Source organism: Paenibacillus sp. SZ31 (genome assembly GCF_012912005.1).
Classification (GTDB): domain Bacteria; phylum Bacillota; class Bacilli; order Paenibacillales; family Paenibacillaceae; genus Paenibacillus.
Window position 1 is genome coordinate 11,186 of the sequence record NZ_JABBEA010000015.1, and the last position, 14,166, is coordinate 25,351.

At 47.0% G+C, this 14,166-nt stretch carries 12 protein-coding genes; 11 read left to right on the plus strand and 1 reads right to left on the minus strand.

The features are described from left to right. Positions 1-2 precede the first annotated feature (2 nt). From HF638_RS22740 to HF638_RS22785, 10 genes are all read left to right on the plus strand, one after another. A complete protein-coding gene (locus HF638_RS22740; protein WP_169482193.1) occupies positions 3-3,140 on the plus strand; it encodes a hybrid sensor histidine kinase/response regulator in 3,138 nt (1,045 codons plus the stop codon). 167 nt (positions 3,141-3,307) lie between these two features. Further along, positions 3,308-4,627, plus strand: a complete 1,320-nt coding sequence (locus HF638_RS22745; protein ID WP_169482194.1) for an ATP-binding protein — start codon at positions 3,308-3,310, stop codon at positions 4,625-4,627. Continuing rightward, a complete protein-coding gene (locus HF638_RS22750; RefSeq protein WP_169482195.1) occupies positions 4,599-5,492 on the plus strand; it encodes a response regulator in 894 nt (297 codons plus the stop codon). Before HF638_RS22745 ends, HF638_RS22750 begins: the two co-directional genes overlap by 29 nt. Before the next feature lie 324 nt (positions 5,493-5,816). After that, a complete protein-coding gene (locus HF638_RS22755; RefSeq protein WP_169482196.1) occupies positions 5,817-6,614 on the plus strand; it encodes a transporter substrate-binding domain-containing protein in 798 nt (265 codons plus the stop codon). 17 nt (positions 6,615-6,631) lie between these two features. Beyond that, positions 6,632-7,288 (plus strand): amino acid ABC transporter permease, encoded by a 657-nt coding sequence (locus HF638_RS22760; protein ID WP_169482197.1) that lies wholly within the window; start codon positions 6,632-6,634, stop codon positions 7,286-7,288. Beyond that, positions 7,285-8,007, plus strand: a complete 723-nt coding sequence (locus HF638_RS22765) for an amino acid ABC transporter ATP-binding protein (RefSeq protein ID WP_169482198.1) — start codon at positions 7,285-7,287, stop codon at positions 8,005-8,007. The genes HF638_RS22760 and HF638_RS22765 overlap by 4 nt, the downstream gene beginning before the upstream one ends. 172 nt (positions 8,008-8,179) lie before the next feature. Further along, on the plus strand, positions 8,180-9,220 hold the full coding sequence (locus HF638_RS22770; protein WP_169482285.1) for a FecCD family ABC transporter permease: 1,041 nt from the start codon (positions 8,180-8,182) through the stop codon (positions 9,218-9,220). Then, on the plus strand, positions 9,217-10,242 hold the full coding sequence (locus tag HF638_RS22775; protein ID WP_169482199.1) for a FecCD family ABC transporter permease: 1,026 nt from the start codon (positions 9,217-9,219) through the stop codon (positions 10,240-10,242). Before HF638_RS22770 ends, HF638_RS22775 begins: the two co-directional genes overlap by 4 nt. 22 nt (positions 10,243-10,264) lie before the next feature. Next, positions 10,265-11,206, plus strand: coding sequence for an ABC transporter substrate-binding protein (locus HF638_RS22780; RefSeq protein WP_169482200.1), 942 nt, complete (start codon positions 10,265-10,267; stop codon positions 11,204-11,206). A 212-nt stretch (positions 11,207-11,418) separates the two neighbouring features. Beyond that, positions 11,419-12,543 (plus strand): SGNH/GDSL hydrolase family protein, encoded by a 1,125-nt coding sequence (locus tag HF638_RS22785; protein ID WP_169482286.1) that lies wholly within the window; start codon positions 11,419-11,421, stop codon positions 12,541-12,543. Positions 12,544-12,610: 67 nt separating this feature from the next. Here the strand turns inward: HF638_RS22785 and HF638_RS22790 are convergent, their stop codons facing one another. Next, positions 12,611-13,177 carry a dihydrofolate reductase family protein gene (locus tag HF638_RS22790; RefSeq protein ID WP_169482201.1) on the minus strand — a complete coding sequence of 189 codons (567 nt, stop codon included), beginning with the start codon at positions 13,175-13,177 and terminating at the stop codon, positions 12,611-12,613. Positions 13,178-13,246: 69 nt separating this feature from the next. Here HF638_RS22790 and HF638_RS22795 point away from each other — a divergent pair, with 69 nt between their 5' ends. Continuing rightward, positions 13,247-14,155, plus strand: a complete 909-nt coding sequence (locus tag HF638_RS22795; RefSeq protein WP_169482202.1) for a helix-turn-helix transcriptional regulator — start codon at positions 13,247-13,249, stop codon at positions 14,153-14,155. Positions 14,156-14,166 lie beyond the last annotated feature (11 nt).

Consider the following 14,166-nt stretch of genomic DNA (forward strand, 5'->3'; position numbering starts at 1 on the left):
CTATGAAATCATTGCATACGAAACCTGTGAAGCGTTACAGATATCTGATCATCATACTGATCATTTTTGGAGTGTTGATTGGCATGCGCTCGGCATGGTCGACGTTTTTTCACACTTTTGATGAGCATCGCGCCGTTAATGGAGTGATTGACTTAAGGGGCGTGGATCTAGAGCAATCTCCAGTCATGTATCTAAATGGGGAATGGGAACTTTACCCGGATGAGTTGCTGACCCAACAAGATTTTACGAAGAGGAATGGCGGTGCGAAGAGTGTCCAAGTCCCTGGAGACTGGGGAAGTGCACAGAATCAGGAACAAGAGAGTTCATTCGGTTACGGAACTTATCGGTTACGTATTTTGACAGATCCACTTCAGACACCGGTCACCTTCTGGTTCAAGGGAATTCGAAGTTCGTCCGAGATTGAGATGAACGGTATCGCCGACGGGGGTATGGGTACGGTCTCTATAGATAGCAATACATATATACCCAGAAGTACCTCATATACGGGAACCTACGATCAGGAAGGAACAACCTCCATTGAATTGCTGATTCGCGTAGCTAATCACGACAGTCCGTATATGGGCGGAATTAGCAAACCTGTTCGCTTTGGATCACAGGCAGCCGTTGATTTTTCGCGTTGGTACTCCATTGGTTTTCAGATGGTTATCTTTCTGATTCTGCTCCTTCACGGTATGTATGCCTGTATTCTCTATGCATTCAACCCTCAGGAACGCGCCTTACTGGTTGCCGCCATATTAACCTTATCTGTTGGCGTCGCCGTTATGGTGGGTCATGATAATATACTGATGTTATGGCTTCCTATTAATTATACCTGGGGCATTAAAATTCGATTAATCTCATTATTGCTGCAAAATGTGTGTATTCTTCTGTTATTCCAGAGATTAGCGATGGTTCATGTACGAAAAACATGGCTTCAGTTACATGTTCTCATTACTTTGATCTATACTGCCATAATCGTGGTGGTGCCCATTCATACTACATATGCCTTGATCCATTATAATGTCATTAACATATTCTTTCTTGTATCTATGATCTGGTTTCTATACATCGTTGGAACGATGATCTTCCGGAAACAGGCGGACCGGGACATTGTGTTTCTGTTGCTTACTGCAGGAGGTATTACATCCAACCTGTTATGGAGTGTGGTCGAAACGGCCAGAGATGTGACGACAGTGTACTATCCAATGGATATCATTTTTGCCATTACCGGCTTCTCAGCTTATTGGTTCAAGAAATACTTCAGGAATGCCAGAGAGAACATGGAATTGAATATAGAATTGCAGAAGGGTGACAAAATTAAAGATCAGTTCTTGGCAAACACATCGCATGAACTGCGGACTCCGCTGCACGGGATCATTAATATCGCTCATAATGTGGTCACCAGAGAGAAGAGCAGGTTGGATGAGCGGAGCCTGGAGGATATGGAACTGCTCATCACGATCGGTCGACGGATGTCCCATCTGCTTGGCGATCTACTGGATGTAGTCCGGCTGAAGGAGCATCGCATTGTGCTGCGTCAGGTTCCTCTTTCTATACAGTCCGTGGTGCCTGGCATTATCGCTATGCTGCAATTCATGGCAGAACGGAAACCGGTCCGCCTTCATATGGAAATTCCTGAATCCTTCCCACTGGTTATGGCTGATGAAGAAAGACTGGTTCAGATTTTGTATAATCTGCTGCATAACGCGCTCAAACATACAGAGGAAGGAACGATCTCCGTAAGCGCCGAAATTCGTGAAGGGCATGCTCTGATTCATGTGGAGGATACAGGCATTGGTATGGATGAAGACACGCGGATGCGCATTTTTCTACCGTATGAACAAGGGTCATATGGAATAAGTGATGGACAAGGCATCGGTCTTGGACTGAACATCTGCAAGCAACTCGTAGAACTGCACGGCGGAGCACTAACGGTTCACTCGGAACTTGGAAAGGGCTCGGTATTTAGTTTCGATATGCCGCTCGCGCATGAAACCACCGATCAGGCTCAGTCGCAGCTTCCCCTGATTTGGGAGCAGGCGATGGAGATGATGGAAGATGCACCTGGCGGATTCCTGTTACCCCGCCCTGGTATAGGCGACGTGGAATCTTCGGCGACAGCGGAGATGGCTCCGTTGTTAAAAGAGGGGAGAGCCACCATTCTGGCTGTGGATGATGACCCAGTGAATCTGGATGTATTGGTCAGCATTCTTTCGACAGAGCCATATGATATAACTACAGCCCGTTCGGGCCAGGAAGCGATGGAATTGCTGGGCACACGTCAGTGGGATCTGCTCATTACAGATGTGATGATGCCTAATATGTCCGGCTATGAGTTAACCCAAAAGGTAAGGGAACAATTCTCCATGTCGGAGCTTCCCGTACTGCTGTTGACAGCACGAAGTCAACCGCCAGATATCTACACGGGTTTCGCGTCGGGCGCGAATGATTACGTCACGAAGCCTGTAGACGCGTTGGAGCTGAAATATCGGATACGTGCATTGACTATGTTAAATCGGTCCATCCAAGAGCGCCTGCGCATGGAGGCAGCCTATTTGCAGGCTCAGATTCAGCCTCACTTCCTGTTCAATACGCTGAATTCACTGATGGTCTTAAGTGATATTGATACAGAGCATATGCGGAAGCTTGGCGAAGCTTTTTCATCCTATTTGCGGATTAGCTTCAACTATCTCAATACAGGGGAACTGGTGAAATTATCATACGAGCTGGAGCTCGTGGAAGCCTATCTTTTTATTGAGAAAACACGATTTGAGGATCGGTTGTCGGTGGTATTGAACATAGAGCCAGACCTTCCGTTGCTTCTCCCGCCGCTATCGATTCAGCCCTTGATCGAAAATGCTGTAAGACACGGGCTATTAAGCCGAAATGTGGGTGGGACGGTATGTTTGACTATCACTCGCCATGAAGGTTATACCCGTATTGAGGTGAAGGATAATGGCAAAGGCATCGAACCGGAGAAGGTTGCAGAGCTGCTACATGCTACGCCAGGTGGAAAAGGCGGAATAGGCATTGTGAACACGAACCGCAGGTTGCTGCAACGGTATGGTCAAGGATTATCGATCGTAAGTGAGCCGGGTGAGGGAACGATGGTATCATTTGATATTCCGGATGAGATATAGGGAAAAGGCCGCAGAAGTGAAGACTTCCGGCCTTTTGTTGTGCTTGCGTGTTCATTCCCTAATTTTAATTATTTCTAATGCTTGTTTCATATGTTAGTATATTTAACATTAGAAGCGCGGATTCCAGTAGTGGGCGCTAAATGTTGCTATAGTGGGTGAAGAGATCGATGCGCAATTGGGTCAAAAATGAGAATGTGCAGATGACGGCCATTGCCTTTGCCACAGCGGTAGGGGCGCAATTCAAGATTAATCCGTTCCGGGAAGACTACTTCCGAATCGGGCTGGGGGTCAGCATCCTTTTATTTCTGCTGATGATCATGCCGCATCTGTCTTATGTGAGGACAGGAATCCTGACAGGCATCGCGAATTTTCTGTTCCAGTCTGCAGATCTCATCAATCATGTACAGACCGTGTCCATCCTGGAAAGCATGCGAGACAATCTGGGGGCAGGCGTGTATTACGTGGTCTTTGCCTATGGGCTTAGCAAGTTCAAGCATCGATTCCATGAGATGCAACCTCTTCTGCTCGGCGGGCTAATCACATGTATCGATTTCTCCTCTAATCTTGTTGAGCTGCTGCTTCGCGGAATGTTAAGCGGGACCAATATCTTTTATATGAAGGAATGGTTGTATCTGCTTGTGGTGGGTGGTCTGCGAAGTTACTTCGTCATTGGGCTATATAACAGCTTTGCGGTGAGGCAGATGCGGCTCTTGCATGCAGAGCAGGAGAAGCGGATGGAGCAGATGCTGAATGTGAACTCCGGTCTGTATGGCGAGGTATTTTACTTGAAGAAAGCGATGAACACGATTGAAGGTATTACGGCAGACAGCTATGATCTATATCGGGATCTCCGGGAGCAGGACTTGAACCAATACAGTCAGCGCACGCTGGGCATCGCTCAGCAGATTCATGAAGTAAAGAAGGATTCACAACGTATTCTGGCGGGTCTGCTGAAGCTGTATGATAATGAAAAAGCAGTCAACATGAGCCTATCTGAAGTACTGAACTTTGCCAGCAAAGCAAACCGAAAATACAGTGAGATGCTGCATAAGCAGGTCGAGATCGATATTGAGCAACAGTATGATTGTGAGTCTCCGTATTACATTCCTCTTCTCACGGTAATGAACAATCTGATTGCCAATGCGGTAGAGGCGATTGAGCATGACGGAACGATCCGAATTCGTGTATATGAGCAGGAAGATGACGTACATTTCGTCGTAATGGATTCTGGAAAAGGCGTACCTGAAGCCAAACGGGATGTCATCTTTGAACCTGGCTATACAACGAAGTTCAACGAAGTCGGCATTGCCGCGACGGGTATTGGCTTGTCTCATGTACGTGATATCGTTCAGTCATTGAAGGGACAGATTAAGGTAGAATCGGCGCCTTCTGGAGCGAGAGGGACTACATTTCGTATAGCTATTCCCAAGATGAATCTAATAAAGGGGGCCGATGTCGATGACACTTTCTATCATGATCGTGGATGATGATGTGGTAAGTCGGAGCATGCTGCATGATATCATTGAATCCTGTGGAATCGGCGAACTTGCAGGCATGGCGGAGGGCGGCATAGAAGGGGCACGGATGATCATGGATCTGCGTCCCGATGTGGTGCTGATTGATCTGCTGATGCCGGATCAGGATGGGATTGAGACTGTTGCGAAGCTGAGGCACAGCGGATATACCGGGAAATTCATCATGATCTCTCAGGTGGAGAACAAGGAGATGGTGGGGGCGGCCTACCAGAATGGAATTGAATTTTTCATTCATAAACCGATTAATCGGGTGGAAGTGGAGCATGTGCTCAGCAAAGTGAATGAACAATGGAAGTATGAACGTTACGTGCTGGAGATCAAGCAGTCGATGGCCCGATTGAATCTGGTGGAAGCGCCGGCACCTGCCCAAGGTCGTACGGTGCGAGATGCGACAAGAAGCATTTTGATGGATCTGGGGATCATCGGAGAAAGTGGTAGCAAGGATATTGTGGCCCTTATGGAGTATGCGATTGATCACAAGCGTGCCGGGGAGTGGCCGCCGCTGAAAGAATCGTATGAAGCGGTGGCCCAGACGTACAAGTCTACGCCCAAAGACGTGGAGAAAGAGAGCAAGGCGATGGAACAACGCATTCGCAGAACGGTAATTGCCGCATTGACGAATATGGCCTCGATTGGACTCAACGATTACAGCAACCACAAGTTTGAGCATTATGCGCCCCTTTACTTTGACTTCCAGGATGTTCGAATGAGGATGAGAGCGATGGAAGAAGATCAGGCAGGCGACAAAGGCAAGGTGAATATCAAAAAGTTCCTGCATGTGTTCTACATGGAGACGATTGAAAAGATGAATAACTGAATAACTGAATAACTGAGATATTCTGTCTCTTATCCAAAAGCCGAATTCCCGAAGGTACACCTTCATGGATTCTCGGCTTTTTTTGTTTTCCACTTCCTTAATTGTTATATAACCTTACACAAAATAATGGAATAGGATCTTTTGTTAGCACTTTTTGCGCGTTTATCCATTAATAAGCATTGCATGTTAATTTAATTTTCATGGGTTGTTATTATTTTGTGTAGGATCATGTAAGTTGGCGTAGGGAGCGAACTACAATACGTATATAAATACAAATGGTCGATTCGGTCGATCCCAATCTAATTCGGAAAAGGGGTTTTTTCTATGAAAAAGGTAGCATCCATTGTAATGGCGTCCGTTCTTGCTTTAACACTTAGTGCCTGCGGTGCAGCAAAGTCCGGTGAAGAGAGCAATGCACAATCGGCAAGTGGTTCAGCTGTTGAGAAATATACATTTGGTACCGATGCAACGTATCCCCCTTTTGAGTTTCAGAAGGACGGCAAATACGTAGGAATTGATATTGACCTTATGAACGCGATTGCGGAAGAAGAGGGCTTTGAAGTAGAGATCAAACCGATGGACTTCAAAGGCATTATTCCAGCCATCACGGCGAATCAGCTGGACGGAGCCATTGCAGGCATTAGCATTACGGACGAACGTAAAAAAGTCGTGGACTTCTCGGAACCGTATTATCAGGCCGGTCTGTCCTTAATCGTGCATGAAGATAACGCGGACATCCAAAGTCCTGAAGATTTAAAAGGAAAAATTATTGCGATTAAAAAAGGAACCTCAGGTGCCAACCTCGCAGATGAATATGCGAAAACCTACGGGGCAACCGTGAAATATTTTGATGACAGCCCATCGATGTATCAGGAAGTCGCGAACAAAAACGCAGATGCTACGCTGGAGGATTTCCCGGTCATCTCCTATAAGATTGCCATCGACCCGAACGCCAAACTCAAGATCGTTGGAGACCGATTGAACGGTGACTTCTACGGCATTGCTGTTGCCAAAGGCGATGCGGAGTTGCAGAAGAAAATCAATGATGGACTGAAGAAATTACAGGAAAACGGTAAGTATGATGAGATTGTCGGCAACTATCTGGGAACAACGGCTAAATAGAAGGGAATGTGGTACGGATGGACTCCTCCTTGCAAGTCATAATAGACGCACTGCCTCTTCTGTTAGAGGGTTCAGTAGTTACGTTGAAACTAGTCGTGATCTCGCTCATCATTGCGATGGTGATCGGATTGATCTCAGGTCTGATGAGCACTTCTTTGAATCGATTGATGCGGCTGGTAGCCACACTTTACGTGGATATCATCCGTGGCACACCCCTTCTGGTGCAGGTATATTTCATCTACTTCGGACTGCCTGTGTTCCTGGATATGCGGATTCCGGCGATGACCGCAGGTATTATTGCGATTAGTCTGAATGCTGGAGCTTACATCTCGGAGATATTCCGAGCAGGGATTAATTCCATTAGCAACGGGCAACACGAGGCAGCGCGATCCCTGGGCTTGACTCGTTTCCAGACGATGAGGCTGGTCGTGTTGCCCCAAGCAACCCGGCGCATGATTCCTACCTTTGTGAACCAGTTTATTATTACGATAAAAGATACCTCGCTGTTGTCAGCAATAGGTATTGCGGAATTGACACAGAGTGGAGAAATCATCATTTCCTCTAACTTCCGAGCGTTTGAAATTTGGGGAGTGGTGGGCATATTCTACCTAATCATCATTGTTCTGTTGTCCCGAGTTTCCCGATTGATCGAGAGGAGGTATGCGATCCGATGATTACAGTAGAGAATCTGAAAAAGCAGTTTGGTGCCAATGAGGTGCTGAAGGATATCTCCACCACGATTCAGGAGAAAGAAGTCGTATGCGTCATCGGACCTTCCGGGTCGGGTAAAAGTACCTTCTTGCGCTGCCTCAATCTGCTGGAGGATGTAACGTCTGGAAAGGTGACCATCGGCGGTGTCGAGGTCACTTCGCCAAAGACGGATATCGATCAGTTACGAACCAATGTGGGCATGGTGTTCCAGCAATTTAACCTATTCCCGCATCTGACCGTGCTGGAGAATATCATGCTCGCGCCGAAGCATATCAAGAAACTCAGTAAGGCCGAAAATGAGAAAAAATCAATGGAACTGCTCGGCAAGGTCGGGCTATCTCAGAAGAGGGATGCTTATCCCGAGCAGTTGTCAGGTGGACAACAACAGCGTGTAGCCATCGCGCGTGCACTCGCCATGAATCCGAGTGTGATGTTGTTCGACGAACCTACGTCTGCACTTGACCCGGAGATGGTTGGAGAAGTGCTGCAAGTTATGAAAGACCTCGCTCATGAGGGGATTACCATGATTGTCGTTACACATGAGATGGGCTTCGCCCGTGAGGTGGCGGATCGGGTGATCTTTATGGACGGCGGATATATTGTAGAAGAAGGCACGCCTGAAGAACTCTTCCAGAATACCCGGCACGAGCGGACCAAGGCGTTTTTGGGTAAGGTTTTATAACGATACTGGAGCAAAAAAATGAATGAAAATAATCCCCTATGGGCGGACGATGGTTCAAGCACATCTGTTGTGATGGGTTGAACGTAGTGTGCTTACAGGGGGTTTTTCGTAATGATAACCAAGGCAAGACTTGACTTCATAGAGAGAGCAGGGTAAAATTCACTAATTGAAAATGATTATCAATGAGAAAAGAGACATTCGAGTGAAGAAGCAAACGGGAACCCCTCTTCGTTTCACGCTGATACTACTTTCAGCAATTGCCTTATTGTTATTCTCCATGTTTATAGCAATCTCTATGGGCGCAAAATCGTTAACGCTCCATACCGTGTGGGATGCAGTCTTTAGCTATAACCGCAGTCTGAGTACCCACCAGATCATTCAGGAAATTCGTCTGCCCCGAGTGCTGGCTGCCGCAGTGGTCGGAGCCGCATTTGCTGTTGCGGGTGCTCTGATGCAGGGGGTTACCCGTAACCCTCTGGCTGATGTTGGTGTGCTTGGAATCAATGCGGGTGCCATGTTTGTGGTTGCGCTAAGCTTTGTATTTTTACCACAGCTTCCGTTCTCTGTATTAATGCTACTGTCATTCACGGGTGCTGTTCTAAGTACGTTGCTCATCTATCTATTGGGCTCCGGTTCTCCAGGTGGATTAACACCTATGAAGCTTACTTTGGCAGGTACCGTTGTTGCGGCCTTGCTACATTCGTTGACTTCAGGGATTGCTATCTATTTTGAACTCAGTCAGGATCTGGCGTTCTGGTATGCTGGCGGAGTAGCTGGGGTATCGTGGGAGCAGCTTCGTATCGTGTTGCCGGTTATTCTGAGTGCATTAATTCTCTCCATATCCTTGGGCAGATCCATTTCGATTATGGCCTTGGGTGCAGAGGTTGCATCCAATCTGGGCGTTCGCATAGCAAGAGTTCGTTTGTATGCCATCATAATTGCGTTGGTACTAGCGGGAGTATCCGTTTCAGCCGTAGGTTCAATTGCCTTTGTGGGACTGGTTATTCCGCATATTGCAAGAAAGCTTGTAGGGGTGAACTATACATATGTCATTCCACTTTCAGCAGTGCTGGGAAGTATATTGCTTGTTCTAGCTGACTTGGGCGCAAGAATTGCTGATCCTCCCAAGGAACTGGCTATTGGTGTTATTGTCGCCATGATCGGCGTACCTTTCTTCCTCTATGTTGCCCGAAAGGAACAGCGGAATTTATGAAAAACCAAGCAAATCATCGTTACCAACGCACGCTTTTAACAGGCGGAATTCTGGTTCTTATCGTATTCACCTCCATTGCGATCGGACTGAATACAGGCTCTATGCAGATTGCATTGCCCGATCTTGTTCTAACGTTGCTGGGTAAAGGCACGGATATGCATCACATGGTGCTCTTTGATTACCGTTTACCTCGCATACTTATTACGATGCTTGCAGGAATGGGGCTCGGTATTGCGGGCGCTATGTTACAGGGTATCACCCGTAATGCACTGGCAGACCCGGGAATTCTCGGGATTCACGCTGGAGCATCCTTTGGTTTATTAATCTATGTCAGCTTTTTTCAATCCTTAAATACACTTCCAGTACTCATGATTCCCTTGTTTACTTTTGTGGGAGGGATATTGGCAGCAACGCTTATCATTCTGTTCGTGTGGGATCGGCAAAAGGGATTCATACCAGCTCGATTGATTCTGATCGGGATTGCTGTAGCGGCAGGTTTTAATGCGGCTAGTCTTTATCTATCACTGCAACTGGATGAGAAGACGTATTCGTTTACCGCAAGTTGGCTACTGGGGAACATCTGGGGTAGAGACTGGATTAACGTTTATGCAATGCTACCCTGGATGGTTCTGCTCATACCACTGGCGTGGGCCAAGAGTAAAAGCTTAAATGCGCTAGCGCTAGAGGATTCGTCCGCAGTTAGCATCGGCACGCCGGTGGAGAGAGAACGAATCCAGATTTTATGTATTGCCGTTGCTCTCTCTTCAGTGAGTGTATCTATGGCTGGAGGAATTGGATTTATCGGACTGGTGGCCCCGCATATGGCACGTAGACTGGTTGGCCCTGCATTTCAGTACCTTATCCCCATTTCGGCTCTGCTGGGCATGTTAATTCTGGTTGTGGCGGATACGGTAACGCGTGCAGTCTTTGATCCCAAATCCATCCCGGCGGGAATTGTAGTGGCCGCTGTCGGTGCTCCATACTTTTTATATTTACTACGCAAATCCAATAAAACCATCTAGAAGATGCCGAGAGGAAAACGAAATGAAAAATATTGTAGCTATACTGATGAGCCTCTGTATGATATTTATTCTGGCGGCCTGTGGGTCCGATAAAGATTTGAAGCAGGTGACGGACGACACAACCGCACAGACGGAAACAGCACAAACTGCAAGTACGACTGAAACTACAGAAGGCGTTTATGGTAAAAAGGTTGCTTCCATCTCCATTTTCCTGACGGGAGACCTGATGGCTCTAGGAATTAAACCGAATGGCACAACAACGAGTGACTATCTGCCCATCACAGAGGCGCGATATCAGAATATCGAATACCTAGGCTTCACAAAAGACCCGGATATGGAGGCTTTGATTGGTTTGCAGCCGGATGAGATTTTCATAGACGCAGAATTTGCTGAGAAATTGGGTCTGGAGAAGTTGGAGAAAATTGCAACAACTCATGTGATCAATTTGGATGAAGGTTCATGGAAGGATCAACTCCGTAACATATCGAAGGTCGTTGACCGTGAAGAAACGGCGGAGGAGTTTATTGCATCGTATGATGCTAAAGCGAAGGAAGTATCTACATTGGCCAAACAGGCAATAGGAGACGGAACGGTTATGGCAGTCCGGATCTCGGCCAAAGGCTTGCGCGTATATGGTATGGAACGTCCGTTGGGACCAATTCTGTTCGAGGATCTGGCTTTAACCCCAGCCAAGGGAGTCGAATCCATCACGAAGAACTGGGAGAATATCTCCAAAGAAGTGTTGCCTGACTTCGACGCAGATGCCATATTTGTACTGGTTTCTTCCGTAGATGAAGGTAGCGAAGAAGTTTTCGAACAACTGAAATCTGATCCGATCTGGATGGGATTGAAGGCCGTTCAGAATGATAAAGTATATGTCATTACAGAACAACCTTGGCTCGATTATTCTGCTTCTGGCAACATGCTTGCGCTGGAAGATCTGGAACAAATGTTGTCCAAATAATAGGAATGTACAGACCCTGTTGCTATGAAATATAGCGCAGGGTTTTGTTATATCTGGCAGGTGAGTTACTGAGATACTTTGAATCAGTGGAAGGGAAACCGGAGTATTTAGAGAACATAAATGTAATGTATTCCCTAACCTCGGGGATTGGATTTAAGACCACATCGAATAACAGGTGTTACTTTTGATATGACCAATGGGAGGTTTGCATCATAATGGCCAATGAGAATTTAAAAATATTTACTCTACCTGAGATGGACAATCTCAAAGTGCACGGCAGAACGACAGGGCAATTATCGCCGTTGACCTTATTGTGGACGGGTAGCGCGGTTGAACTTAATATACAGGGATCTGAACTGTGGGTTGAGGTAGAGTCACACTACGACATTTGTGAGCCATGGGTGAGCATCCTGATTAACGGTGTTCCGGTGAGCCGACAGATGTTAACGGAAGGACGGTACTGGGTCTGTGTATTCCGGGGCATGAACGCTGATGTGGTGAAGAATGTACGAATTGTTAAGGATGTTCAAGCCATGAGTGGGGACCCGGGGTGTTCCTTGCAGATTCATGCGGTGAAGTCAGACGGAGCGTTCCTGCCTATAGAGGAAAAGCCGTACAAGATCGAATTTATTGGTGACAGCATTACATCTGGCGAAGGTGCGATTGGCGCGAAAGCAGAAGAAGATTGGATTCCGATGTGGTTTAGTGCCATACATAATTACACGTTTATGACAGCAGAAGCACTGAATGCAGAATACCGGGTCATCTCGCAGAGCGGCTGGGGTGTGCTGACCAGCTGGGATAACAATCCGAAGGGCAATATTCCCGATGTTTACGAGCAAGTCTGTGGCCTGCTTACTGGTGAACGTAGCGAAGCGCTCGGCGCGGGAGATCAGCATGATTTTGGTTCGTGGCAGCCGGACGTGGTGGTCGTGAACCTGGGCAGCAATGATGGAGGTGCGTTTCAGTCACCTGAGTGGAAAGACCCCGACACCGGTAAGGTGTACAAGCAGCGTTTGAACGAAGATGGGACGTATCATGAAAAGGATTTGACCGCATTCGAGAAAGCAGTGGAACAGTTCCTGTTCAAACTTCGGAAAAACAATCCGGTAGCACAACTCGTATGGGCGTACGGCATGCTTGGCTTTCCATTGATGCCTGCCATCTACCGCGCGGTTAATGCGTATACAAAGGGGACAGGAGATCGCAAGGTCTCAATCATCCAGCTTCCTGATACAACCGAAGAGACGGTAGGGGCGCGTACCCATCCTGGCGATTTATCTCATCGTAGGACGGCAGAGGTGTTAGCGGAATATGTACGAGGATTGATAGGATAACTTGATACATGGTAATGGAAAGACCACTCTTTCATCATAAGAATGGTCTTTTCCCTGTTCTACTTATCTAGATATTCGAGGGTGTATCCGCTGTGCCGGTGTTCTGTACCTCATAACGAATCGAAATGATCTGTCCGAGCGTCTGGGTTCGGAGCATTTTAAATTGACTTGGCACAGTGCCTGCCGGGATTAAGGGAATACCTTCGCCAAGAATTTTCGGAATGATGGCGACTTCAATCTCGTCCAGTAATTTTTTTGCTAACACAGCTTGAACCAATATGCCGCCACCCACAATCCACACGTCTCCATCAGAAGTCTGCTTTAATCGGGGAATGAGCGTATCTACCTCCTCGGTTGTAAACTGTACATTCGGAGCGGGCGGCTGTTCCGAGCGAGAAAGCACATATGTTGGCCGATCTGCATAGGGGAAATCTTCGGAAAGTGTGAGCACCTCTTCATACGTATAACGTCCCATAACAACGCTACCGATCGTTTCATAAAAGGCAACATACCCGTTGTCTCCACCATCACCCTCCACATCAAATAACCAATCGACCGAACCATCCAGTCTTGCGATATATCCATCCAAACTCATAGCAATGTACAAAATTGTTTTATTATCAGACATGTTCATCGCTCCCTTCTACAATGTATGATACACTTTAACTATGACAAAAGTTGACGTAGTTAGGATGTTGAATAAATGAATCATCGGAAACTGGCGATCATGCGCCTAATGGATTCAAGACAGAAGTTCACTGCTAGAGAACTGGCAGAACGGTTTGACGTATCGATTCGTACGATCCAGCGAGATCTGGATGCATTGCAGGCGCTGGGTTTTCCTTTGTACACAGAAGTTGGCGTGAACGGAGGATATCGGGTGTTGCCCAATCGGATTTTGCCACCTCTTCAACTGACACAGCAGGAGGCATTAGGGCTGTTTATGATGCTGGAATATCTACAGCAAGTACCGGATTTTCCGTATGGATCAATGCGTGAGCATCTGGCTGAGCAGTATTTCTCTACTTTGCCCGAAGATGTACAGGAGCTGATTATGCGAATGAGAGAGCATATCACCTTTGTCCAACACCCTGGTGGGCATTCCGAGCCTTTAACAACAGCGATATTGGGTGCAGCGGTAGAAAAGAGAGAAATCGAATTTATGTATCATGCCCGCAGTGGTCCTAAAAAAGTCGAGGTCTTTCCCTATGGCATCTACTATGAGCAGGGACATTGGTACATGCCAGCCCGAAATAAGGACCGCGTATTATTGTATCGGGTGGATCGCATGCAGCAATTGACGGTTATGGAATCAGTGGATAAATCTGTTCCAAGTCTAAAGGCATGGCTAGCTGCCAAAGAAGATAGAGCAAGCGTAGAAGTGTTGCTGCAATTCACGGAATTTGGAGCAAGGATTGCTGCATCAGATGTGTTGTTCAAGTCGGTTCAAGATAACGAATGGCGCGGACTGGTTCCGCCTGAGGAGTTTTCTTTTACAGCCCGAAAATTACTCTCCTATGGGCCGGAAGTGAAGGTGGTGTCTCCCCTCGAACTGCAACAGCAGGTTAGAGGGATGCTGGAACGGAGTTTAAGTCAGTATGGTGGGGGATAAAAGATTTCAAA

Bases quoted from the DNA above. Each gene is read 5' to 3' on its own strand.
- HF638_RS22755 (WP_169482196.1), top strand. From the start codon at position 5,817: ATGAAAAAGGTAGCATCCATTGTAATGGCGTCCGTTCTTGCTTTAACA.
- HF638_RS22740 (WP_169482193.1), top strand. From the start codon at position 3: ATGAAATCATTGCATACGAAACCTGTGAAGCGTTACAGATATCTGATC.
- HF638_RS22780 (WP_169482200.1), top strand. From the start codon at position 10,265: ATGAAAAATATTGTAGCTATACTGATGAGCCTCTGTATGATATTTATT.
- HF638_RS22790 (WP_169482201.1), bottom strand. From the start codon at position 13,177: ATGAACATGTCTGATAATAAAACAATTTTGTACATTGCTATGAGTTTG.
- HF638_RS22795 (WP_169482202.1), top strand. From the start codon at position 13,247: ATGAATCATCGGAAACTGGCGATCATGCGCCTAATGGATTCAAGACAG.
- HF638_RS22775 (WP_169482199.1), top strand. From the start codon at position 9,217: ATGAAAAACCAAGCAAATCATCGTTACCAACGCACGCTTTTAACAGGC.
- HF638_RS22765 (WP_169482198.1), top strand. From the start codon at position 7,285: ATGATTACAGTAGAGAATCTGAAAAAGCAGTTTGGTGCCAATGAGGTG.
- HF638_RS22760 (WP_169482197.1), top strand. From the start codon at position 6,632: ATGGACTCCTCCTTGCAAGTCATAATAGACGCACTGCCTCTTCTGTTA.
- HF638_RS22750 (WP_169482195.1), top strand. From the start codon at position 4,599: ATGACACTTTCTATCATGATCGTGGATGATGATGTGGTAAGTCGGAGC.
- HF638_RS22745 (WP_169482194.1), top strand. From the start codon at position 3,308: ATGCGCAATTGGGTCAAAAATGAGAATGTGCAGATGACGGCCATTGCC.
- HF638_RS22770 (WP_169482285.1), top strand. From the start codon at position 8,180: ATGATTATCAATGAGAAAAGAGACATTCGAGTGAAGAAGCAAACGGGA.